Origin of the sequence: Altericroceibacterium xinjiangense (genome assembly GCF_003958635.1) — a bacterium.
Taxonomy (GTDB): domain Bacteria; phylum Pseudomonadota; class Alphaproteobacteria; order Sphingomonadales; family Sphingomonadaceae; genus Altericroceibacterium_A; species Altericroceibacterium_A xinjiangense.
This window is the reverse complement of sequence record NZ_RSEK01000001.1, coordinates 42,826-63,862: the sequence shown is the minus strand read 5'-3', so window position 1 is coordinate 63,862 and position 21,037 is coordinate 42,826. Positions and strand designations below refer to the sequence as shown.

Here is a 21,037-nt window from a genome sequence, read left to right as displayed (position 1 = left end):
CGGACTCTCAGAAGCTGTCTTCGTAAGCCCGCGTGACGTCGCCGTTCCATTCCCCGTGGAACTTGTCGAGCAGGCGCTGCGCGGGAACCTTGCCGCTGTCGATGATCTCTTCCAGCGGGGCAAGATAGCCGGTTTCGTTGTCTCCGCTGGCGCCCAGCCGGGCGCGGGCGGACAAGCCGGACCGGGCAATGGAAAGCACCTCGCGGGCAATGTCGCGCAAGGTTCCGCCGCCGGGGATCGGCGCGTCGAGCGCGAGGCGGGGCACCGCGGTGCGCAAGCTTTCCCGCTCTTCCATCGTCCAGTGCTTCACCAGATCCCACGCGCCATCGAGCGCGGCCTGATCGTACAGCAAGCCGACCCAGAAGGCGGGCAGAGCGCAGATCCGGTTCCACGGACCGCCATCGGCGCCGCGCATTTCCAGAAAGCTTTTCAGCCGCACTTCGGGAAACGCGGTGGACAAGTGGTCCACCCAGTCGCTTTCGCGCGGAAGCTCACCCGGCAGGACCGACAACTCGCCTTTGAGGAAGTCGCGGAAGCTCAGCCCGGCGGCGTCGATGTAATTCCCGTCGCGGAAGACGAAGTACATCGGCACGTCGAGCATATAGTCGACGTAGCGTTCGTACCCGAAGCCGTCCTCGAACACGAACGGCAGCATTCCGGTGCGATGCGGGTCGGTGTCCGACCAGATATGGCTGCGATAGGACAGGAATCCGTTCGGCTTGCCTTCGGTGAACGGTGAATTGGCGAACAGCGCAGTTGCCAGCGGCTGGAGCGCGAGGCTGGTGCGGAACTTGTGCGCCATGTCGGCCTCGGACGCGTAATCGAGGTTCACCTGGATCGTGCAGGTCCGCAGCATCATGTCGAGGCCAAGCGTCCCGACCCGGGGCATGTGCCGCAGCATGATGCCATAGCGCCCCTTGGGCATGATCGGCAGGTCTTCGCGGGTCTTGTCGGGCCACATGCCCAGACCCAGGAAGCCGACGCCGCAGCTTTCCCCGATCGCCTTCACCTGATCGAGGTGGCGCCCGGTTTCCGCGCACGTCTCGTGCAGCGTTTCCAGCGGTGCGCCGGACAATTCCAGCTGGCCGGCAGGCTCAAGACTGACGGTGCCGTCCTGCCCGCTCATCGCGATGACCTTGCCGCCTTCCTCGACCGGCTCCCAGCCGAATTCCTTCAGCTGCAGCAGCAGGTCGCGGATTCCGCCGGGTTCGTCATAGGAGGGGGCGTGGAAATCGCGCCGCGCGAAGACGAGCTTTTCGTGCTCGGTGCCGATCCGCCATGCCTCTCGCGGCTTTTCGCCGCGCTGCATGACGGCCGCCAGCTGATCGCGGCTTTCGATGAACGGATCGTCCTCTTGCCCCGAGGCCTTGCGCGTGCTCATGTTCGCGCCGTTAGGAGAGTCAGGGGCCGGGCGCCAGTGCAAAGTGCGCCAGTCCCTGTCAGGCCACCAGTCGCGTCACCAGTCGCCGCCCGTCGCCATCCACACCGCGATCCCCGCAATCGTCGCCGTCTCCCCGCGCAGGATTCGGGGTCCAAGCGAGATCGGATGGGCGGAAGAAAGCGCGCGGATCGATTCCCGCTCCGCATCGTCGAACCCGCCTTCCGGTCCGGTCAGCAGCGCGGCGGGGCCGGGATGGGCGGCAAACGAGCGGGAGGCCGGTTCCCCGCCTGTCTCGTCGGCGAAGAACAAGGCGCGCGATGCCTCCCAGTCGCGCAGCAACGCGTCCAGCTTCACCGGCGGGGTGAGTTCGGGCAGCGCCGTGCGGGCGCATTGCTCGGCCGCTTCGGTCACGAGAGTCCGCGCCCGGTCCAGGTTCAGCTTGTCGGCCACGCAGCGGCGGGTCAGCACGGGCTGAATACGGCGGACCCCCAGTTCGGTCGCCTTTTCCAGCACCAGGTCGAACCGGTCCTTTTTCAGCAGCGCGGCGCAGAGGGTGAAATCGGGCACTTGTTCCCGCTCGCGCAACTGCGCGCGGACGTGCAGCGTCAGGTCGCGCTTGCCGGTTTCGGCCACTTCGGCCGCCCATTCCCCGGTCATGTCGTCGCACAAGACCACGGCAAAACCGGCGCTCGCCCGCATGACCTTCAGCAGATAGTGCGCCTGCGTCCCCTCGATCGGCACGGCGGCATCCGGGGCAAGCGGACCGGGGACGAACAGGCGCGGCGCGCTGCGCGGGGGCCAGGCGGGAGTGGCGGGCATGGCTAGGCAGTAGGCCCGCAGCGGGTTAGGACGCAAGCATGTCCGCCGATAGCATCGTCCCCGACAGCCAGCACCGCGGGCTGATCGCCCGCCTGCCGCAAGGCATCCGCGACTACGCGCTGCTCGCCCGGTTCGATCGGCCGATCGGCTGGTGGCTGCTGTTCTGGCCCTGCGCCTGGGGCGTGTGGCTGACCGGAGCGGGCCTGCAGATCGAGCTTGTCCTGTGGCTGCTGATCGGCGCGGTCGCGATGCGCGGCGCCGGCTGCGTCTACAACGACATCGTCGATGCCGATCTTGACCGGCAAGTCGCCCGCACGGCCCAGCGCCCGGTGGCGAGCGGGCGAGTGAGCAAGAAAGCTGCGTGGGCCTGGCTGCTGGTGCTGTGCGCCGTCGGCCTGATCGTCCTGCTGCAACTGCGCTGGCAGGCGCAGTTCGTCGCGCTGGGGAGCCTCGGCCTCGTTGCCGCCTATCCGTTCATGAAACGGATTACGTGGTGGCCGCAGGCATGGCTGGGGCTCGTGTTCACTTGGGGAGCGCCGGTCGGCTGGGTCGCCTTGCGATCGGACCGGCTTGAGGTAATGGCCGCACTGTATGCGGGCGCGTTCTTCTGGTGCGTCGGGTATGACACGATCTACGCGCTGCAGGACCGGGAAGACGACGCACTGGTCGGCATCCGTTCCAGCGCCTTGCGGCTAGGCAGCCGCGTGAAGCACGGGGTAATCGCGTTCTACGCGCTGGCGCTTGGCTGCTGGGCGCTTGCCTTCTGGCTGATGCGCGGAGACTTGCTGGCCGTGCTGGCGCTGATCCCGGCGGCAATTCACCTCGGCTGGCAGGTCTTCACCCTCGATCCCGCCGATCCGGCCAATCCGCTCGACCGGTTCCGCTCCAACCGCCTTGCCGGGCTGCTGGTCGCCGCCGCCTGCCTGGTAGTCGGGAACGCCTGACCCTCAGACCGGGTGCGACAAGTCCGACGGGGCATCCTCGGGCGCAAAGGCCCGGATGGCGAGCGCGTGGACTCGCTGGCCGGGAATATCGCCCAGCGCCGCGTTGACCATCCGCTGGCGGGCAAGGCGGCTCTGCCCCGAAAAGTGCGGGCTCACGATCTCTACCGTGAAATGCGATTCGCCGGTGCCGTCATCCCCGGAATGGCCGTGGTGCCGCGCGCTGTCGTTGATCACGTTGAGGTGGCTCGGTTCGAAGTTCTTTTGCAACAGGTCGCGCATTTCGCGTTCGAGTTCTCCAGCCATCGTCTTCTCCGGGGTTTTCAAAGGGCGCTATCGACCCCATCCTAATGGCGGTGAAGCAACAGAAGTTCCACGGACGATTTGAGAACACGGGGCGGGAGTGCGAGGCGCCGCGTTGCGAAGGGGCAGGAGAGTTCCGCGCCCCCGGCCGGCGCTCGCCCGGATTCGACGGACCGGGGGAGTGGCGCTGGTTCTGCCTCGACCATGTGCGCGAATTCAACGCCGGCTACGACTGGTTCGAAGGGATGAGCGCGGAAGAAATTCTCGACGCGCAATCGCCGGTCTCCGGCTGGCGCACCGACACCCGCGCCTTTCGCCCCGATGCCGGGGTGGACGGAGCGCCGCGCTGGGCCGACTTCGACGATCCGCTCGATGCGATCGGCGCGCGGGCGGGCGATATCCGCCGGCAGGCGAGGGGGCAGAACGAGCACTATGCCCGCTTCACCCCGAAAGAGCGTGAGGCGCTGAACGTGATGGGCTTGCCCGCTAACGCCGACCGGGCAGGGCTGCGCCGCCGCTATTCGGAACTGGTGCGCCAGTATCACCCGGATCGCAACGGGGGCGACCGCAGCCAGGAAGGGCGGCTGCAGCGCGTGGTCGAAGCCTACCAGTTGCTGCGCCGCGCCGGGGCTTTTGCCTGACGGACCGGCGGGACACGAAGCGCCCATTGCCGGTTGCAGGCCTTGGCCCGTGCGTCTAGGCAAGGCCCGATGAACGAGATGACTGCCAACCCCGCCGCCTCCGGCACCGTTCTGTCCGCGCCCGACATCCAGCTCGATGTGCGCGAGACTTTCGGGATCGACATCGACATGAAGGTCCCGGCCTTCTCGCAAGGCGATGAACGGGTGCCCGATACGGATCCCAACTACGTGTTCGATCCGGACACAACGCTCGCGATCCTCGCCGGGTTCGCCTTCAACCGCCGCGTCATGGTGCAGGGCTACCACGGCACCGGCAAGTCCACGCATATCGAACAAGTCGCCGCGCGGCTGAACTGGCCGACGATTCGCATCAACCTCGATGCGCATATCAGCCGGATCGATCTGGTCGGGCGCGATGCGATCGTGCTGCGCGACGGGTTGCAGGTGACGGAATTTCGCGAAGGCTTGCTGCCTTGGGCGCTGCAGCACCCGGTGGCGCTGGTGTTCGACGAATACGACGCCGGCCGTCCGGACGTGATGTTCGTGATTCAGCGCGTGCTGGAAGCCGAAGGCAAGCTGACCCTGCTGGATCAGAACCGGGTGATTCGCCCGAACCCGTTCTTCCGCTTGTTCGCCACCGCCAACACGGTCGGGCTGGGGGACACCAGCGGATTGTATCACGGTACGCAGGCGATCAACCAGGGCCAGATGGACCGCTGGAACGTCGTGGTCGGCCTCAACTACCTGCCCGCAAAAACGGAACAGGAAATCGTCGCGGCCAAGACGAAGATCGACAAGAAGACCGTGGCCGACATGATCCGCGTGGCCGACTTGTCGCGCCAGGGCTTCATGAACGGGGACGTGTCGACGGTGATGAGTCCGCGCACGGTCATCACCTGGGCCCAGAACACCGAGATCTTCGGGGACAAGGGCTTCGCCTTCCGCCTCAGCTTCCTCAACAAGTGCGATGAGGCTGAGCGGATGCTGGTGGCCGAATACTACCAGCGCGTGTTCGGTGAAGAATTGCCCGAAAGCGTCGTCGCGAAAGCCTGACGCCGCGCCGCTCCCGAACCTAGGAGCCGCCTAGACCAGCCGATATTGAAGCCAGACAAAAAAGAAGCCCCGCGCAAGCGGGGCTTCCTTTCACGTCGGCATCGCCGGTTTAGCGGCAGTTGTTCTGGCCCTGGGCCACCTTCTTGCCCAGCAGCGCGCCGCCTGCCGCACCGAGCACGGTGCCAAGAGTGCGGTCGCCCCGCGTGTCGACTTCGCGGCCGAGAAGGGCGCCAGCGGCTCCGCCGATGATCAAGCCGGTGGTGCCATCCTTCCGGCGGCAATTGTACCGCTGGTTCTGGCCGTTCCAGTTGCGGGCGCCGCGATAGTCGCGGTCCTCATAGGACGACCTGGAGTAACGGTCCCGATCACGGTAATCCCGGTCGCGGTAATCACGATCGCGGCGGTCGCGCCAGCGGTTGTCGCGGTCGCCGTATCCGAGGACATTCGACTGCTGAGCTGCGACGTGAGCCGGCGTTCCGTGCCCGGTGTCGAAAGCGACCGCCGGAGTGGCAATGCCTGCCCCGGACACTGCGGCAGCCAGAAAAATTCCCTTCATCATGGTCTTCATGTTTCGTCTCCACCAACCCTGTTGCATTCATGTGTAGGGCGGGAAAACTGAACCATCGGCAACCGAAACGTCAGTGTCGAAAAAATTTTGCAGCATCGGGTGCAGGCTCCTCTCCCACGTCGACAGGCCGCCGCACGTGGCGCCATCCTGCCCGCGTTCGCCTGCCGCTGATCGCCGACCGCCGGTGTCCGCAGCGAAGATCGGAACAATCCTTTTCCTCTCAGCCGCTTAGATGAAGCCGACGGCGAAATGGAAACCATGCCCCACCTGGCAAACACCGGCGCGTTGCGCATCCAGGTGCAGGCAAGCGCCTCCGATCCTTGAACTCCACCCATGGGATGAACAGAAAAATTTTTGTCGCCGCTCTTCCCGCACAGCTTCAGGGTGCGGATCGCGGTGTCAGGTCTTGCGGTTTGTCACCGCGCAAGACATCGACAACCAAGCTTCTTGCGAATGGGGAGTTCGGCACCGGGAATCAGTATCCCGGCCACTTCCTGCTCGTTGAGGGATGGATTGGGGCCCGAACCGGAAGGGGGCCGCGTCAGTGACGCCGCCTTCCCGAGATGGCCGGCACTGCCTCAATGCCACTGCACCCTTCGCGCCCGACCAAGGAACGCGGCCCAAATGCGTTGCGCCGGCCGCTGGGCGGCCGGCGCAAGCAGGCAATTCTTCAGATCTGGTTCTTCAACCGGGCGTGGGCTTGGTTACTCAGAAGGAGGGGTGACCGGCTCCCCTTCCGCATCGGGGATATTGGCATCGACATCCATCGTCGGAACTTCGACTGTCCTCGTGCCGGAGGAGACATCGACATCGACCGGCTCCACGTCGTATTCAGGCATTGAGCCTGCATCCACGTCAATCTCGGGCGCAGCGCCTTCTTCCGTCTGGTCCACATCGCAAGCCGAAAGCCCAAGCGCGAGGCCACCTGCAGCCAGCAGGGCAAACATGTTTCTCATCATAGTCTCCAGCAGTTCTGCCGATACTCTCCGGCATGTGGGAACGTGTCATCAACAACAACGATGATGCTTTGACGCTGTTCCCTTCGTCGGAGACACGCCGAACCGGCGCATCGGTTTGCCGGGTAACCAGCCTCAGCCTGGGTCGTCCGGGTACAGGGCCCGGACGAAATACAGCCCTTCCGGCGGCGCGTTGAGGCCCAGTGCCTGCCGGTCTCGTGCCGCCAGCGCTTCGCCCACCTGCTCCTCCCGCCAGCGCCCAAGCCCCACCAGCGCAAGGCAGCCGACCATCGAGCGGACCTGGTGGTGCAGGAAACTGCGCGCTTCGGCCTCGATCGCTACGACGTCTCCTTCGCGCCGCACGGACAGCCGGTCCAGCGTCTTGACCGGATCGTTGGCCTGACAGTGGGCCGATCGGAAGGTGGTGAAATCGTGACGCCCGACCAGCGCCTGCGCGGCGCGGTGCATCGCGTCCGCATCCAGCGGCCGGGCCACCTGCCACGCGCGTCCGCGTTCCAGCGTCAGCGGGGCGCGGCGGTTGGCGATGCGGTATTCGTAAGCCCGGCCGATGCAGGAAAACCGGGCGTGCCAGTTATCCGGCTTCTCCTCGCAAGCGAGCACCGCGACCGGGGCGGGGCGCAAGTGCGCATTGATCGCTTCCATAAGGCGGAATGGAGCAATGGATTTCGCGGTCTCCAGATGGCTGCGCATCGCCAGCGCATGAACCCCGGCATCGGTACGCCCGGCGCTGTGCAGCGTGATGCGTTCCCCCGTCACCGCCCCGGCCGCTTCCTCGACAGCCTGCTGTATGCTGGGCCCGTGCGCCTGCCGCTGCAGCCCCATGAACGGGCCGCCATCGAATTCCAGCGTCAGGGCGAAGCGAGTCACTAGCGCATCACCGCAGGACCGTGCCCACGGCCACGCTTTTCCCTCGCAGGAACGCATCGGTTTCCATCGCGGGTTTTCCGGCGCGCTGGATGCGGGTCGGCCGGATCGCGGCGTTGCCGCAGCCGATGGTCAGCTTGTCGTCGAGCACGCAGCCCGGCGCGCCGTTCATCCCGATGACATGGGCTTCCAGCACCTTGATCCGTTCCCCCTCAAGATCGAACCATGCACCGGGGAAGGGGGCAAAGGCCCGCACCTCCCGCTCGATCAGCAAGGCAGGCCTGGCAAAGTCGATCCGCGCTTCCTTCTTGTCGAGCTTGGCGGCGTAGGTGGCGGCAAGATCGTTCTGGGCAGTTGGGCGAACCCGGTCGAGATCGGCCAGCGTCTCGACCATCAGCCTTGCGCCAAGCTGCGCCAGTTCCTGCGTCAGTTCGCCGGCCGTCTTCTGCTCGATCGGCACGCGCGCGCTCGCCAGCATCGGTCCGGTGTCGAGCCCTTGCTCCATCTGCATGATCGTGACGCCCGTCACCGGAACGCCGGCCAGGATCGCTCGCTGGATCGGCGCGGCGCCGCGCCACTGGGGCAGCAGCGAAGCATGGACGTTGAGGCACCCGTGCTTCGGTGCTTCCAGTACCGCTTTCGGCAGGATCAGGCCGTACGCGGCGACCACCGCTACATCCGCCCCAAAGGCGCGGAATTCCGCCTGCGCGGCTTCGTCCTTCAACGACACCGGACAGCGCACTTCGATCCCGCGCTTTTCCGCCTCGACCTGCACAGGGGAGGGCTGCAACTTCTTGCCCCGCCCGGCGGGCCGCGGCGGCTGCGAGTAGGCGGCGACCACATCGTGCCCCGCGTCCGCCAGCGCCTTGAGAACCGGCACGGCGAAATCCGGCGTGCCCATGAAAACCACCCGCATCGTTGCTATATTCCCCACAGGCCTGAGCATTCTGGCCTGCCTTACTTCAGCCGGCCGGAAAGAAAAGGACGCAGGGCTTCGACAGGCCCGGCGCGGATGGATAGGAAACCTCCATGTCATCGCAGGAAATCGACACCTTGAGCTCGGCTTTGGCGCGTCTGCCCGGGCTTGGCCCCCGCTCCGCCCGGCGGGCGGTGCTGTGGCTCGTCAAGCGGCGCGAAACCGCGCTCGTCCAGTTGCTCGAGGCGCTGGATTCGGTGCGGGAAAAGCTGGTCGAATGCCCGTCCTGCGGCAACGTCGACACGCAGACACCGTGCAGCATCTGCGCCGATCCGCGCCGCGAATCGCGGCAGCTGTGCGTGGTGGAGGATGTCGCCGACTTGTGGGCACTTGACCGCGCGCGGCTGTTCGCCGGGCGCTACCACGTGCTGGGCGGGCACTTGTCCGCGCTCGAAGGCATCCGGCCGGAAGACCTCTCCATCGCTTCGCTGATCGATCGGGTGGCAGCGGGCGGGATCGACGAGGTGGTGCTGGCGATGAACGCCACCCTCGAAGGCCAGACGACCGCTCACTACATCGCGGAACGGCTGGAGGGATACCCCATCCGCATCACCCAGCTCGCCCACGGCCTGCCGGTCGGCGGGGAACTGGATTACCTCGACGAAGGAACGCTGGCCCAGGCGCTGCGCGCAAGGCGCCCGGTAGGGTAGGATTCTCCCGCGTTCACTTGCCGTTAGCGCGCGATATGCTTATCTCTCGCCCCATGGCTATTCGTGAAATCCTCGAAGTTCCGGACTCCCGGCTGAAGACCGTCTCCACCCCCGTCGAAACCTTCGACGCGGAACTGAAGACGCTGGTCGATGACATGTTCGAAACGATGTACGCTGCGCACGGCATCGGTCTCGCCGCGATCCAGGTCGGCGTGCCGAAGCGCGTGCTGGTGATCGACTTGCAGGAACCCGATCCCGACGCGGACCCGGAAGACTGCGGCGACCATGGCTGCGGCCACGATCACCGCCCGGTGATCAGGAACCCGCGCGTGTTCGTGAACCCCGAAATCCTCGATCCCGGCGCGGACCTTTGCACCTATCAGGAAGGCTGCCTGTCGATCCCCGAGATCTACGGCGATGTCGATCGCCCGGCCACGTGCCGCGTGCGCTGGCAGGATCTGGAAGGCAACGTCCATGAAGAAGCGATGGAGGGTCTGATGGCCACCTGCATCCAGCATGAGATGGACCATCTCGAAGGCATTCTGTTCATCGACCACCTGAGCCGGCTCAAGCGCACGATGGCACTGAAAAAGCTGGACAAGTTGCGCAAGGCTGCCTGACGGGAAAGCCGCCGGAACCGGTCTTTTCCGGCTTCCGGAAACAAGCCGCGCATAGGCTCTGGCGTTCTGTCCGCGTTTGCGTAGTCTGCGCGCATGGACCCAGCCCTTCTGACTGTATTTGCCCTGATGATCGGCCTCGCCCTCGGCGGGGCTGCCGGCTGGTTCATCGGCTATCGCGAATGCGCCGGATGGAAGGCGCGGCACGACCAGCGCGACGGCGAGGCCAAGGCGCTGGATGACAAGTTCCGCGACGCGATCCGCGATCTCGCCACCGCGACCGAGCGGGCGGAGCGAGTCGATGCCATCGCCCGCGATCTTGAACAGGTGCGCCGCTCGCGGGAAGAGCTCGCAACGGAACTTGCCGGATTGCGGGAAAAAACCGCCAACTTCGAAGAGCAGAAACGCTTGCTGATCGACGCGCGCGGCGAATTGCTGAAGGAATTTCAGAACACCGGCACCGCCGTGCTGACCAAGGCGCAGGAAGCCTTCCTGGAACGGGCCAACGAACGGCTCGGCCATTCGGAAAAAGCCAACAAGGAAGCGATCACCGCGCTGCTTCAGCCGGTCGATGAACGGCTCAAGCGCTACGAAGAACAAGTCGAACTGCTGGAAAAACAGCGCGTCGATGCCTTCGGCAAGCTGCACGGCCTGATCGATACGATGCGGCAGGGGCAGGAGGATGTCCGGCGCGAAGCCGCTCGCCTCGGCAACAGCCTGACCAACGGACCCAAGGCGCGGGGCCGCTGGGGCGAACAGCAGCTGCGCAACGTGCTGGAACAGTGCGGGCTGGCCGAACACACCGACTTCGTGATGGAACGCTCGATCGATACGGAGGATGGCCGCCTGCGGCCTGACGCGATCGTCAACGTGCCGGGGCACAAGAAGCTGATCATCGATGCCAAGGTTTCCCTCAACGCCTATCAGGAAGCGTTCGAGGCCGACACGGACGAAGCGCGGACCCGGGCGCTGGATGCCCATGCCAAATCGATGCGCAACCACGTCCAGCAACTCGGCACCAAAAGCTATCAGAGCCAGTTCGAGGATGCGCCCGATTACGTGGTGATGTTCGTCCCCGGCGAACACTTCGTCGCCGCCGCGCTGGAACACGATCCCAAGCTGTGGGACTTCGCCTTCGATCGGCGCGTGCTGCTGGCGACCCCGACCAATCTGGTCGCCATCGCCCGCACGGTTGCGCAAGTCTGGCGGCAGGATGCGCTGGCGCAGGAAGCGCGCGAGATCGGCCGGATGGCGGGCGAAGTGTACGATCGCATCGCGACCGCGGGGGAGCACCTGAAGCGCGTCGGGTCCGGACTGGAAAGCGCGGTCAACAACTACAACAAGTTCGTCGGCAGCTATGAACGCAACGTCCTGTCGTCCGCCCGGCGCTTGCGCGACAAGGGGATCGAGACCGGCAAGCGCGATGCGGAAGACGTCGCCAAGGTGGAAACCTTGCCGCGCTACACGTCCGGCGACATCGAAGAACCAACCACCCCGCGCCTGGTCGCGGGCGCGAAAGAGAATGCGGCGTAAACGAATGAGGAAGACCCTGGCTTGCCTGCTGCTGATGGCGCTTGCCGCCTGCGACCGGGAAACCGCGCCGGCCGACGAAGTGGCGACGAAGGCAAAGGAAATCGTCGAGCTGGCCGAACCGAAACCCGCTCCGGTCTCCGCCGGGCGTTTTGCGCCGCAGAATACCTGCGGTTCGGTTGAGGGGGCGCAGGCCTTCCGCGCCCGCCTGGCCGAAGTGGTCAGGACGCGCGATGTCGAAGGGCTGATCGCCCTTGCTGCCAGCGACGTAAAGCTCGACTTCGGCGACGGGGCCGGAACCGATGAGTTGCGCAAGCGCCTGACCAGCGATGAGTGGAACTTGTGGCAGGAACTGGACGAGCTGATGACGCTTGGCTGTTCCGCCAACGCCCAGGGCGGGATCACCATCCCGTGGTACTTCGATCAGGATATTCCCGGGGCCGCCTCAGGGACGGCCATGCTGGTGACCGGGCAGAACATCCCGGTCCTCGCCGCGCCCGATCCGCAGGCGCCCCGGATCGATACCGTTTCCTGGGACGTGGTGCGGGTGGACGCGTGGAAGCCGGACCAGCCTTACCAGCAAGTCCGGATCCGCAACCGGCTTGAGGCCGAAGCCGATGAAAGGGAGCGAGTCCGGGATGCGGAGACGACCGGCTATATCGCGACCGACCAGCTGCGCAGTCTGCTGGACTATCGCCTGATCGCCTCCCACCGGAACGGCAAGTGGAGCATCACCAGCTTCGTCGCCGGCGACTGAAGCGGCTGCAAACCACGTGGAATCCCCAACTGACTTGGAAATCGCGCTAAATTAAACGGTTAGGGCGCCGAATCTGCATCAGATCGCGCTCGGCTGGGGAAATGCGCTGCATGTGAACGGTATCTCTGGCTGCTTCGGCGTGGCGGACGGTCCGCTGGATCGGACGGCGGGCCTGTGATGCCGGGAGTGCATGCCCGTTTGACGCCGCGTTTCGCCCGGCTCTCGTTTCGCAACGCGCGGGCGGTCTGTCGCCGGCTGCTCCATGACCGTTCCGGTGCATCCGCCGTGTTCGTCGCGCTTGTCCTGCCGGTGATGATCGGGTTCGCCGGGCTCGGCATCGATATCGGCTATTCCTATCTTGCGCGGCGAAGCTTGCAAGGCGCGGCAGATTCCGCCGCCTTCAGTGCCGCAACCGCACTGGCGGCCGGAGAATCGGGCATCGCCGCGCAAGCCCGCGCCGTCACCGCGCAGCATGGATTCGAGGATGGAGAAGGAAACGTCGTGGTCCGCGTCGCGACCCCGCCTACCAGCGGGCCGAGTGCCGGCATGTCGCAAGCAGTGGAAGTGGTGATCGAGCAGCCGGGGCGGCGCTTCTTTTCCGGCTTGTTCGTCTCGGAAGATCCGTTGCTGGCCGCCCGCGCCGTCGCCCGGGTGGGCCGGGCAGCCAAGGCCTGCGTGATGGCGCTCGATCCGGAGGGGAATCCCGCCATCGAACACGCGAACGGTGCGACGCTGGTGCTCAGCGGATGCGCGCTGTGGGCCAATTCCAGTGCGGCGGAAGCGGTGCAGATCCGGGGCGGCGCCCGGCTGGCCGCCGAAAGCGTCGGCGTGGTGGGCGGCTACAGCGTGACGCAAGGGGCGCACGTCACGGCCGAGGACGGCATCCACTCGGGGGAAGCCCCGGTTGGCGATCCGTACGCGGACATGCCGGTGCCGTCCTACAGCGGCTGCACCTACAACGCCGCGAATCTTTCCTCCGGGACGTATGGCGGTAGCTCCCTGCCGACGGTATTCTGCAACGGATTGCGGATCGCCAATGGCGCGACCGTCCACTTCGAACCCGGAATCTACTTCATCGACCGCGGAACGCTGGAAGTGGCCGGCGGCTCGCGGGTGACCGGCACCGGGGTGACATTCGTCCTCACCAGCAGCACCGGCACCGACTACGCGACCGTCCGGTTCGATAACGGGTCGCGGATCGACCTGACGGCCCCCGACAGCGGGCCGACCGCCGGGGTAGTGCTCTATCAGGACCGAAGCGCGCCCTCGACCGGTACCAACGTGCTCGAAGGCGGGTCGCAGCAGACGCTGCGCGGGGCGGTCTACCTGCCGAACCAGATGCTGCGCTTCGCGAACGGCGCCTCGACCAGCAGCGGCTGCACCCAGATCATCGCTGGTCGGATCGCCTTTCAGGGCGGGTCGCGCGTGGGGATGAATTGCGGCGGCACCCCGATCCGCAAGGTGCGCGGGGTCAAGCTGATCGAATAGCGCTTGGACGCCGCTTTCCTACACGCCGGCGCGGCGGCAAATCGGGGGTGTTCTTTTCATCGTCTTTTCTCGGATGGTCCCCGTCCATCGCTCCTCCCCGATGTTCGGGGCAGACGAAGGGGCAGCATCATTCATGCTCATGCACGAAAGAATATTTTAATTTCTCACATCGGCCGTGATGTCATTCAGGGCAGCTGAAAGCCGCAGGAAACCTTGGTTCGTGGCTGGATGACGCGCTTCGGCAATGTGTCAGGTGTGTCACCCTCACGCACGCTCAAAGGCTCGCCAGCACCTCGTAGGCCAGCACCGCTCCGGCGATGGCTGCGTTGAGGCTGTCGGCGCGCCCTTTCATCGGCATCGTCACTCGCAGGTCGCAGGCGGCCTCGTACTCTTCGGGCAGTCCGCGCGATTCGTTGCCGACCAGCAGGAAGCAGGGTGCTTGATACGGTGCGCCGCGATAAGGCACCGCGTCGCGCAGGGATGCGGCGACAAGCTGGCCTTCGCTGCGCCCGTCGGGGCCGCGCAGCCATGGCAGGAACTCGCTCCAGGTCGCTTGCGCGATGCTCTGCGTGAACACCGCCCCCATGCTGGCGCGCACAGCCTCGACTGAAAACGGATCGGCGCACTCGTCGATCAGGATCAACCCGCCGGCGCCGACTGCATCTCCCGTGCGCAGCATGGTGCCAAGGTTTCCGGGATCGCGCAGCGCCTGCGCCACCAGCCAGATCGGCGCGGCCGAACGGTCGATGGTGGAAAGCGCGGTGTCGAATTCCGCGAACACTCCAGCAACGGCCTGCGGGTTGTCCTTCCCGGTAATCTTGGAAAGAATGTCGGGCGTGGTCTCGACCACTTCGCCGCCGGCGCGTTCCACCGTTTCAATCAGGGATGTCAGCAGCGGGTGCTCCTCCCGCCCGCTGGCCATGACCAGCATCTCGGGCGTCCGGCCGCTTTCGCGCGCGTCGGTCAGCAGCCGCAGCCCTTCGGCCAGGAAGCGCCGCTCCCGCTTGCGGTGCTTCTTGTCCCGCAGAGAACGCAGCAGCTTGACGGTGGGATTGGAAAAGCCCGTGATCTCGCGGCGCATCGGCGCGTCAGTCTTCGCCGAATCCGCTGGTGACCAGCTCGGATAATTCGTCCAGACGCGCTTCTGCTTCCTCGCCCGAGACCGCGATCTCGATCGTGTCGCCCTTGGCCGCACCTAGCATCATCAGGCCCAGGATCGATCCTCCGGCAGCTTTCATCCCGTCCTTGGCGACCAGCACTTCCACGCCTTCCATGACGCTGACGGCGTTCACGAACTTGGCACTGGCCCGGGCGTGAAGCCCGCGCTGGTTGACGATCTCAAGTCTCCGGCGCGCAGTATCCAAGCCGCCTCTCCCTGTTTTGTTTGCCGCAACTTCCAAACCGCCGAACGTCCACCCGGCTCCAGAGTTGCTTCAGGCTTCCTGCCCCAGGAACTCGGAAGCGATCGTTATGTAGTTGCGTCCCGCATCGCGCGCCGCGGCGACTGCGGCAGTGAGTGCCATGGTCTTGCGGGCCCCGGCAAGGCGGATCAGCATCGGCAGGTTGATCCCGGCGATCACTTCGACTTCGCCAGCCCGCATCAGGGAAATGGCAAGGTTCGAAGGCGTGCCGCCGAACAAGTCGGTCAGGATCACCGCGCCGCTGCCCGTGTTCACCGCGCGGATGGCGGCAGCGATTTCCTTGCGCCGCGCTTCCATGTCGTCCTGCGGCCCGATGCAGACCGTCGCGACCGCATCCTGCTGGCCGACGACATGCTCCATCGCATGAACGAACTCCTCAGCCAGACGGCCGTGAGTTACCAGAATCATTCCGATCATCGAGATGCGATACCCAGAAGATGAGCCGCCGCTTCGCGGAGTGCGTATGACATGGTCACGGCTGGTGCGGCTCTTCGATCAATTCGGCAGCCCGGGATCCCAGGTTGCGGTGCAGCACAGTGGGCGAAAAACCGGCATCGCGCAAGGCTTGCGCGTTGCGTTCCGCCACATAGACCGACCGGTGGCGCCCGCCGGTACAGCCAAAGGCGATGTTCGCATAGTTCTTGCCCTGGGCGGAATAGCGCGGGAGCAAGTCCAGCAACAAGGCGCGGATTTGTTCGAAGCTGCTTTCGAACCCGGGATCGGCCGCGATGTGTCGGCCCACCGCCTCGTCCTGGCCGGTAAGCGGGCGCAGGTCCGGATCCCAGTGGGGGTTATCGAGATAGCGCATGTCGAACACCAGGTCGGCGACGGGCGGCATGCCGCGCGCGAAGCCGAAGCTCGTCACGCTGACGGTCATTTCGCCCGGTCCGCGGCGCGAAAACTGCTGCCGGATGGTCTGCTGCAACTCGTGGGTCGAGAAGTGGCTGGTGTCGATCAGGATGTCGGCCCAGTTCCGCAAGGGCTCCAGCAACTGCCGTTCGGCTGCGATGCCGAAGGGAACCGGCATGTCCTGTGCCAGGTGATGGCGTCGGCGCGTCTCGTTGAAACGTCGTTCCAGTTCCGGATCGGAGCAATCTAGGAACATCGTGCTGATCACCAGATCGCGGCGATGCCCAAGATGCTTGACGCGCGCGATCACGTCTTCGGGGGCAAAGCCGCGGGTGCGGCAATCGAACCCGATCGCAAGGGAGGCATTGTCGCCGTCGGCGTTCCTCAGTTCCGGCCTGATCAGCCGGCCGAGAAAGCGGATCGGGAAGTTGTCGATCGCCTCCCAGCCAAGGTCTTCCAGTTCCCGCAGCGCGGTTGTCTTTCCGGCACCAAGCATGCCGGTGACGAGCAGAATGCGTTGCCGATCATCGCTCGATTCGCTGGGCATGGGGGCTCTTTGCGCCTGCGGGACGAAAATGTGAAGGCGTTGGGGCTGATTCTCCTCAGGCTTTACCTTCAGTCCGGGATGTCGGGTGGGCAATGCAGGCGCAAGGCCCACTCGGCCCGCAACGGCAAGGCGCCCGCATCCGGGTACAGGCGGAGCATTGGCACGCAAGCACCGCACAGCGCGATTGCGTCCGCGGTCTCGACATGGCGGGGAGCGCAAGGATCGAGGCGCAGCACCAGCGCCACGGGTGCCTCCGTCGTGGGCAAATCGATCAGCCCGACGTTGCGAATTTCCAGCTTTCCGGAAATGTTCGGCGGCGGAAAGGCCCAAAGCTGGCCGGATTTGTGAGCAAGGGTTACTCCGTCATCGCCGATCAGCGTGGCTCCGCGATCAATCAGCGCCAGCGCGAGAGCGGACTTGCCGCTGCCGGGCGCGCCCTCGATCAGCAGCGCCCGCCCGCCGATTGCGACCGCGGTAGCCTGGTGGATTACCCCGCTCACGCCGCGGGCAATTCCAGCGCCAGGCATGCACCGGACCGGCCGTCCGGCCGGTCCTGCGCAATGAGCGAACCGTCGTGCGCTTCCGCGATAGACCGGCCGATGGCGAGGCCAAGCCCGCTATGGTTGCCGAAGCTTTCCGTCTCCGGGCGGACCGAATGGAAGCGGGTAAACACCTTCTCCCGCTCTTTTTGGGGAATTCCCGGGCCTTCGTCGCAGGCCGTCAACCTGATGCTCTTGCCTCTTTGCTCAAGGGCCAGTTGGATTACCCCGCCCGGCGGCGAAAACGAAACGGCGTTGTCGAGCAGGTTGTCGATCACCCGCTCAAGCCGCAGCGGCACCCCGGCGACGATGAACTTTCCCTCCCCGCAACGAAGCATGACCCGCCGGTCAAGGTTCTGACCGCGGCCTTCGCGTGCCTGGATCACGTTTTCAGCGAGCGCCGCCATATCGACCGGCTCGAACTTCGCCCGGGAAAGCTCCGCGTCGATCCGGCTGGCTTCGGATATTTCGCTCACCAGACGGTCGATCCGCCGAACGTCATGAGCGGCGACTTCGATTAGCTGGTCGCGCAGGTGAGGATCGTTCACACGAGTAAGCGTCTCCACCGCGCTGCGCAGGGATGCCAGCGGATTCTTGATTTCGTGCGCAACGTCGGCGGCGAAGCTTTCCACCGCGTCGATCCGGACACGCAAGGCGCTGGTCATGTCGGACACCGCGCGGGCGAGCACGCCGATTTCATCTCCCCGGTCGTTCATCCGCGGGACTTCCACCTCGCGGTCCCGGCCCAGCCGTACGCGTACCGTTGCCCGCACCAGCTTGCGCAGCGGCTCGATGATGGTGCGCGCCAGATACAGCGAGAGCACGATCGAAACCGCCAGGGAGAAGGCGAAGATGGTGAATAGCGTTTGCCGGGCGGAGCGCACCGCCAGCGTAATGTCGCGCGCATTGCGGGTGGTCAGGAGACTGGAGCCCTTCACCCCCACCGGAGCAGCGGCGGTGATGACGGGCGTCCGGTCGGGGGCATACCGCAAGGTGATCTGCGTCAGCCCCTGCCTTCGGGCGCGAGTCAGTTCGGGCCAGTATTCGGCACGCTGGGAGTCCAGGTCGCGGTATAGGGGAAGCGGCGGCGCGCCGACCGTGAAGTCCACGACCCGGTCCAGCGTTCGGGCAAGCTTGTGGCGGAAAGGTTCGGTTCCCGGATCGACCAGGGTGTACGATGGCCTTGCCAGCGCGAAGTTGTCTGCCCACAGGCGTCCTTCGGCATCGTACATCCGCAGACGCATGCGCTGCTCCTTGCCGATCTGAACCAGCAGGGCTTCCTGGCGGGACCGGCTCGCCCCGGCGAGTGCTTCGGCGGTGATCTGCGCTTCGATCCGCGCCATCTTGAAGCGTTCGTGGAGCAACTGGCGACGATAAGTGTCCAGAAAGAACAAGCTGCCGCCAAGCAAAGCCAGCGGGATCAGGTTGACCGCAAGAATGCGGGTGGTGAGTGAGGCCCGAGGCGGCTTGGGGTCCTGCCTGAGCCAGCGCGGCCAAGCCGCTGCCTCAACCATCGGAGAAGCTGTAGCCGGCGCCGTACAGGGTCTCTATCGCGGAAAACTCCGGATCGATTACGCGAAACTTGCGCCGCAGCCGCTTGATATGGCTGTCGACCGTCCGATCATCGACAAAGGTATCGTCGGGATAGGCCGCGTCCATCAACTGGTTCCGGCTTTTGATCACCCCCGGCCGCTGGGCCAGCGCCTCCAGGATCAGGAACTCGGTCACGGTAAGGGACACCGCCTTTCCGTTCCATGTCACCTGATGACGGGTGGGGTCCATCTTCAGCCCTCCGCGCTGAAGCTGTTCCGGCTGGACATCTCCGGCTTCCTCCGGCTGCGGGTCGTCCGTTGGAGCGGCGCGGCGCAGGATTGCCCGAATGCGCGCGAGTAGCAGGCGCTGGCTGAACGGTTTGGCGATGTAATCGTCCGCTCCCATCGCCAGGCCGGCTTCCTCGTCCTCTTCCTCGTCCTTGCTGGTGAGGAAGATCACCGGCAGATCGGAGGACTGCCGCAACTGCCGCAGCAATTCCATCCCGTCCATCTGGGGCATCTTGATGTCGAACACCGCGAGATCGGGTGGATTGTCCTGCAAGCCCTTCAGCGCGGCTCCGCCATCGGCATAGACCCGCGTCGCAAAGCCTTCGGCCTGCAGCGCGATGGAAAGCGTAGTGAGGATGTTCCGATCGTCGTCGACGAGCGCGATCGTAACCGGCGCGTTGAAAGTATCGGATGTTTGCTGGGGCGAATCCATGAGGAGCGTTTCTATCTTTGGTTAGGCACGTGCGGTATCCCTTTCACCATTCGGCGGCAATGGACGCATCCCGGCAGCATCGCCGCGGTAAAATACTGGCTAAAAAAGAAGAAATGACGTTTCCGAACGGCGGATTTTGATCCATAGCGGTGGAAATTGACGGACGGGCCAGTGCGGACTATGCGCAAAGCCTACGTTCCCGCCAAAACTGCAGCAGCCTGCCAAGGCTCTAGGGAGAACTTTGTGACGACTTCGCTTTCCTTTCCGCTCGACAAGCAAGGCATTAAGACCAGTGCTGTCATTCACGCCAATCTGGGCCAGGCGGCGCTGGTTGAGCATGCCGTTGCCAACGATGAGGGGCAGCTCGCGAAGGATGGACCGCTGGTGGTCCAGACCGGCCGGCACACCGGGCGTTCGGCCAAGGACAAGTTCATCGTGCGCGATGAGCAGACCGAGGACACGGTAGCCTGGGGCAAGGTCAACGTGCCGATGAGCACGGAGCATTTCGCCAATCTCAAGCAGGACTTCCTCGAAGCGCTCGGCGGGAAGGAACGGCTCTATGTCGCCGATCTGTTCGGCGGCTCCCAGCCCGAACACCGCGTCAACGTGCGCGTGATCAACGAACTTGCCTGGCACAACCTGTTCATCCGCACCCTGCTGGTCCGCCCGACGCGGAATGAACTGGAAGCCTTTGCACCCGAGTACACGATCATCGACCTGCCCAGCTTCCGCGCCGATCCGGAACGGCACGGCTGCCGCAGCGAAACCGTGATCGCGGTCAACTTCAGTGAAAAGCTGATCCTGATTGGCGGCACGAAGTATGCCGGCGAAATGAAGAAGAGCGTTTTCGGCATCCTCAACTACCTGCTGCCCCCGCAGGGCGTGATGCCGATGCACTGTTCCGCCAACGTCGGCCCCGACGGCAAGACCGCGGTGTTCTTCGGCTTGTCCGGCACCGGCAAGACGACCTTGTCCGCCGATGCCAACCGTACGCTGATCGGCGACGATGAACATGGCTGGTCGGACACCGCCGTGTTCAACTTCGAAGGCGGCTGCTACGCCAAGATGATCCGTCTTTCGGCCGAGGCTGAGCCGGAAATCTATGCCACGACCAAGCGGTTCGGCACCGTGCTGGAAAACGTGGTGATGGATCCGGACACGCGGGAGCTGGATTTCGACGACGCGTCGCTGGCCGAAAATTCGCGCGGGGCTTACCCGCTCGAGTTCATTCCGAACACGTCGGAACACAATCTCGGACCGGTACCGTCCAACGTCATCATGCTCACGGCCGATGCCTTCGGCGTGCTGCCTCCGATCGCGCGGCTGACGCCGGAGCAGGCGATGTACCACTTCCTTTCGGGATACACCGCCAAGGTCGCTGGTACCGAAATCGGCGTGACCGAGCCGGAAGCGACCTTTTCCACCTGCTTCGGCGCGCCGTTCATGCCACGTCACCCGTCGGTCTACGGCAACCTGCTGAAGGAACGGATCGCCAAGGGCGGCGTCCAGTGCTGGCTGCTCAACACCGGGTGGACCGGCGGCAAGTACGGCGTGGGCAAGCGGATGCCGATCAAGGCAACTCGCAGCCTGCTGAACGCTGCGCTGGATGGATCGCTGAACGACGCCGAATTCCGCAAGGATCCGAACTTCGGATTTGAGGTGCCGGTGCACGTCGATGGCGTTGAGGACAGCATTCTCGATCCGCGTTCGACCTGGACGGACAAGGATGAGTACGACCGGGCCGCGCAGAAGCTGGTCCAGCTGTTTGTCGACAACTTCGCGCAGTTCGAAGCGCACGTCGACAAGAGCGTGATGGAAGCCGCTCCGCAAGCTGCCTAAGGAACGAGGCCAGGCGGTTCCGTG

The 21,037-nt window shown here is 65.1% G+C and carries 23 protein-coding genes; 9 read left to right on the top strand and 14 right to left on the bottom strand.

What is annotated here, in order from left to right:
* Nucleotides 1–7: 7 nt before the first annotated feature.
* The gene (locus ELY13_RS00345; RefSeq protein WP_126171905.1) at nucleotides 8–1,381 is read right to left on the bottom strand and encodes a glutamate--cysteine ligase; all 1,374 of its coding nucleotides are present in this window, start codon (nucleotides 1,379–1,381) and stop codon (nucleotides 8–10) included.
* A gap of 75 nt (nucleotides 1,382–1,456) precedes the next feature.
* Nucleotides 1,457–2,200 (bottom strand): 16S rRNA (uracil(1498)-N(3))-methyltransferase, encoded by a 744-nt coding sequence (locus tag ELY13_RS00340; RefSeq protein WP_126171904.1) that lies wholly within the window; start codon nucleotides 2,198–2,200, stop codon nucleotides 1,457–1,459.
* 38 nt (nucleotides 2,201–2,238) lie between these two features.
* Between ELY13_RS00340 and ubiA the strand changes: the two genes are divergently transcribed.
* Nucleotides 2,239–3,144 (top strand): 4-hydroxybenzoate octaprenyltransferase, encoded by a 906-nt coding sequence (gene ubiA / locus ELY13_RS00335; protein ID WP_126171903.1) that lies wholly within the window; start codon nucleotides 2,239–2,241, stop codon nucleotides 3,142–3,144.
* 3 nt (nucleotides 3,145–3,147) lie between these two features.
* On the opposite strand, the gene ELY13_RS00330 is transcribed toward ubiA, so the two are convergent.
* Nucleotides 3,148–3,447: a BolA family protein gene (locus tag ELY13_RS00330; RefSeq protein ID WP_126171902.1), complete on the bottom strand. Its 300-nt coding sequence runs from the start codon at nucleotides 3,445–3,447 to the stop codon at nucleotides 3,148–3,150.
* A 50-nt stretch (nucleotides 3,448–3,497) separates the two neighbouring features.
* Between ELY13_RS00330 and ELY13_RS00325 the strand changes: the two genes are divergently transcribed.
* Complete coding sequence (locus tag ELY13_RS00325; protein WP_126171901.1) at nucleotides 3,498–4,085, top strand: J domain-containing protein; 588 nt, start codon at nucleotides 3,498–3,500, stop codon at nucleotides 4,083–4,085.
* Between the two features lie 69 nt (nucleotides 4,086–4,154).
* Nucleotides 4,155–5,138, top strand: a complete 984-nt coding sequence (gene cobS, locus ELY13_RS00320) for a cobaltochelatase subunit CobS (RefSeq protein ID WP_126171900.1) — start codon at nucleotides 4,155–4,157, stop codon at nucleotides 5,136–5,138.
* Between the two features lie 109 nt (nucleotides 5,139–5,247).
* On the opposite strand, the gene ELY13_RS00315 is transcribed toward cobS, so the two are convergent.
* The 4 genes from ELY13_RS00315 to fmt all read right to left on the bottom strand — a co-directional run bounded on the left by ELY13_RS00315 (nucleotide 5,248) and on the right by fmt (nucleotide 8,463).
* Nucleotides 5,248–5,706 carry a glycine zipper 2TM domain-containing protein gene (locus tag ELY13_RS00315; RefSeq protein WP_241233466.1) on the bottom strand — a complete coding sequence of 153 codons (459 nt, stop codon included), beginning with the start codon at nucleotides 5,704–5,706 and terminating at the stop codon, nucleotides 5,248–5,250.
* A 704-nt stretch (nucleotides 5,707–6,410) separates the two neighbouring features.
* Entirely contained in the window at nucleotides 6,411–6,662 is a 252-nt protein-coding gene (locus ELY13_RS00310; RefSeq protein WP_126171899.1) for a hypothetical protein, read from the bottom strand.
* Between the two features lie 135 nt (nucleotides 6,663–6,797).
* Entirely contained in the window at nucleotides 6,798–7,550 is a 753-nt protein-coding gene (gene truA, locus ELY13_RS00305) for a tRNA pseudouridine(38-40) synthase TruA (RefSeq protein WP_126171898.1), read from the bottom strand.
* Nucleotides 7,551–7,557: 7 nt separating this feature from the next.
* Complete coding sequence (gene fmt / locus ELY13_RS00300) at nucleotides 7,558–8,463, bottom strand: methionyl-tRNA formyltransferase (RefSeq protein ID WP_126171897.1); 906 nt, start codon at nucleotides 8,461–8,463, stop codon at nucleotides 7,558–7,560.
* A 113-nt stretch (nucleotides 8,464–8,576) separates the two neighbouring features.
* Here fmt and recR point away from each other — a divergent pair, with 113 nt between their 5' ends.
* From recR to ELY13_RS00275, 5 genes are all read left to right on the top strand, one after another.
* Nucleotides 8,577–9,173, top strand: a complete 597-nt coding sequence (gene recR / locus ELY13_RS00295; protein ID WP_126171896.1) for a recombination mediator RecR — start codon at nucleotides 8,577–8,579, stop codon at nucleotides 9,171–9,173.
* Nucleotides 9,174–9,226: 53 nt separating this feature from the next.
* Nucleotides 9,227–9,793: a peptide deformylase gene (locus ELY13_RS00290; protein ID WP_126171895.1), complete on the top strand. Its 567-nt coding sequence runs from the start codon at nucleotides 9,227–9,229 to the stop codon at nucleotides 9,791–9,793.
* 93 nt (nucleotides 9,794–9,886) lie between these two features.
* Nucleotides 9,887–11,323: a DNA recombination protein RmuC gene (locus ELY13_RS00285; protein ID WP_126171894.1), complete on the top strand. Its 1,437-nt coding sequence runs from the start codon at nucleotides 9,887–9,889 to the stop codon at nucleotides 11,321–11,323.
* A 4-nt stretch (nucleotides 11,324–11,327) separates the two neighbouring features.
* On the top strand, nucleotides 11,328–12,077 hold the full coding sequence (locus tag ELY13_RS00280) for a hypothetical protein (protein ID WP_126171893.1): 750 nt from the start codon (nucleotides 11,328–11,330) through the stop codon (nucleotides 12,075–12,077).
* A gap of 198 nt (nucleotides 12,078–12,275) precedes the next feature.
* Nucleotides 12,276–13,565, top strand: coding sequence for a pilus assembly protein TadG-related protein (locus tag ELY13_RS00275; protein WP_206435947.1), 1,290 nt, complete (start codon nucleotides 12,276–12,278; stop codon nucleotides 13,563–13,565).
* 274 nt (nucleotides 13,566–13,839) lie between these two features.
* Here the strand turns inward: ELY13_RS00275 and ELY13_RS00270 are convergent, their stop codons facing one another.
* The 7 genes from ELY13_RS00270 to ELY13_RS00240 all read right to left on the bottom strand — a co-directional run bounded on the left by ELY13_RS00270 (nucleotide 13,840) and on the right by ELY13_RS00240 (nucleotide 19,174).
* On the bottom strand, nucleotides 13,840–14,646 hold the full coding sequence (locus ELY13_RS00270; protein WP_126171891.1) for a TrmH family RNA methyltransferase: 807 nt from the start codon (nucleotides 14,644–14,646) through the stop codon (nucleotides 13,840–13,842).
* Between the two features lie 7 nt (nucleotides 14,647–14,653).
* Nucleotides 14,654–14,929, bottom strand: a complete 276-nt coding sequence (locus ELY13_RS00265) for an HPr family phosphocarrier protein (protein WP_126171890.1) — start codon at nucleotides 14,927–14,929, stop codon at nucleotides 14,654–14,656.
* Nucleotides 14,930–14,998: 69 nt separating this feature from the next.
* On the bottom strand, nucleotides 14,999–15,403 hold the full coding sequence (locus ELY13_RS00260; protein ID WP_126171889.1) for a PTS sugar transporter subunit IIA: 405 nt from the start codon (nucleotides 15,401–15,403) through the stop codon (nucleotides 14,999–15,001).
* Nucleotides 15,404–15,458: 55 nt separating this feature from the next.
* Complete coding sequence (gene rapZ / locus ELY13_RS00255; RefSeq protein WP_126171888.1) at nucleotides 15,459–16,382, bottom strand: RNase adapter RapZ; 924 nt, start codon at nucleotides 16,380–16,382, stop codon at nucleotides 15,459–15,461.
* Between the two features lie 68 nt (nucleotides 16,383–16,450).
* Nucleotides 16,451–16,909: an HPr kinase/phosphorylase gene (locus ELY13_RS00250; protein WP_126171887.1), complete on the bottom strand. Its 459-nt coding sequence runs from the start codon at nucleotides 16,907–16,909 to the stop codon at nucleotides 16,451–16,453.
* Nucleotides 16,879–18,435 (bottom strand): ATP-binding protein, encoded by a 1,557-nt coding sequence (locus ELY13_RS00245; RefSeq protein WP_126171886.1) that lies wholly within the window; start codon nucleotides 18,433–18,435, stop codon nucleotides 16,879–16,881. The genes ELY13_RS00250 and ELY13_RS00245 overlap by 31 nt, the downstream gene beginning before the upstream one ends.
* Nucleotides 18,428–19,174: a response regulator transcription factor gene (locus ELY13_RS00240; RefSeq protein ID WP_126171885.1), complete on the bottom strand. Its 747-nt coding sequence runs from the start codon at nucleotides 19,172–19,174 to the stop codon at nucleotides 18,428–18,430. The genes ELY13_RS00245 and ELY13_RS00240 overlap by 8 nt, the downstream gene beginning before the upstream one ends.
* A gap of 243 nt (nucleotides 19,175–19,417) precedes the next feature.
* On the opposite strand from ELY13_RS00240, the gene ELY13_RS00235 reads away from it, so the two are divergent.
* Complete coding sequence (locus tag ELY13_RS00235; RefSeq protein ID WP_241233465.1) at nucleotides 19,418–21,013, top strand: phosphoenolpyruvate carboxykinase; 1,596 nt, start codon at nucleotides 19,418–19,420, stop codon at nucleotides 21,011–21,013.
* Nucleotides 21,014–21,037 lie beyond the last annotated feature (24 nt).

What these genes read in the sequence shown, in the direction of transcription:
- rapZ (WP_126171888.1), bottom strand. Translation starts at nt 16,382, where the DNA reads ATGCCCAGCGAATCGAGCGATGATCGGCAACGCATTCTGCTCGTCACC.
- cobS (WP_126171900.1), top strand. Translation starts at nt 4,155, where the DNA reads ATGAACGAGATGACTGCCAACCCCGCCGCCTCCGGCACCGTTCTGTCC.
- ELY13_RS00330 (WP_126171902.1), bottom strand. Translation starts at nt 3,447, where the DNA reads ATGGCTGGAGAACTCGAACGCGAAATGCGCGACCTGTTGCAAAAGAAC.
- ELY13_RS00290 (WP_126171895.1), top strand. Translation starts at nt 9,227, where the DNA reads ATGGCTATTCGTGAAATCCTCGAAGTTCCGGACTCCCGGCTGAAGACC.
- ELY13_RS00280 (WP_126171893.1), top strand. Translation starts at nt 11,328, where the DNA reads ATGAGGAAGACCCTGGCTTGCCTGCTGCTGATGGCGCTTGCCGCCTGC.
- ELY13_RS00315 (WP_241233466.1), bottom strand. Translation starts at nt 5,706, where the DNA reads ATGAAGACCATGATGAAGGGAATTTTTCTGGCTGCCGCAGTGTCCGGG.
- ELY13_RS00345 (WP_126171905.1), bottom strand. Translation starts at nt 1,381, where the DNA reads ATGAGCACGCGCAAGGCCTCGGGGCAAGAGGACGATCCGTTCATCGAA.
- ELY13_RS00310 (WP_126171899.1), bottom strand. Translation starts at nt 6,662, where the DNA reads ATGAGAAACATGTTTGCCCTGCTGGCTGCAGGTGGCCTCGCGCTTGGG.
- ELY13_RS00285 (WP_126171894.1), top strand. Translation starts at nt 9,887, where the DNA reads ATGGACCCAGCCCTTCTGACTGTATTTGCCCTGATGATCGGCCTCGCC.
- ELY13_RS00340 (WP_126171904.1), bottom strand. Translation starts at nt 2,200, where the DNA reads ATGCCCGCCACTCCCGCCTGGCCCCCGCGCAGCGCGCCGCGCCTGTTC.
- recR (WP_126171896.1), top strand. Translation starts at nt 8,577, where the DNA reads ATGTCATCGCAGGAAATCGACACCTTGAGCTCGGCTTTGGCGCGTCTG.
- ELY13_RS00240 (WP_126171885.1), bottom strand. Translation starts at nt 19,174, where the DNA reads ATGGATTCGCCCCAGCAAACATCCGATACTTTCAACGCGCCGGTTACG.
- ELY13_RS00260 (WP_126171889.1), bottom strand. Translation starts at nt 15,403, where the DNA reads ATGATCGGAATGATTCTGGTAACTCACGGCCGTCTGGCTGAGGAGTTC.
- ELY13_RS00245 (WP_126171886.1), bottom strand. Translation starts at nt 18,435, where the DNA reads ATGGTTGAGGCAGCGGCTTGGCCGCGCTGGCTCAGGCAGGACCCCAAG.
- ubiA (WP_126171903.1), top strand. Translation starts at nt 2,239, where the DNA reads ATGTCCGCCGATAGCATCGTCCCCGACAGCCAGCACCGCGGGCTGATC.
- fmt (WP_126171897.1), bottom strand. Translation starts at nt 8,463, where the DNA reads ATGCGGGTGGTTTTCATGGGCACGCCGGATTTCGCCGTGCCGGTTCTC.
- ELY13_RS00250 (WP_126171887.1), bottom strand. Translation starts at nt 16,909, where the DNA reads ATGCCTGGCGCTGGAATTGCCCGCGGCGTGAGCGGGGTAATCCACCAG.
- ELY13_RS00270 (WP_126171891.1), bottom strand. Translation starts at nt 14,646, where the DNA reads ATGCGCCGCGAGATCACGGGCTTTTCCAATCCCACCGTCAAGCTGCTG.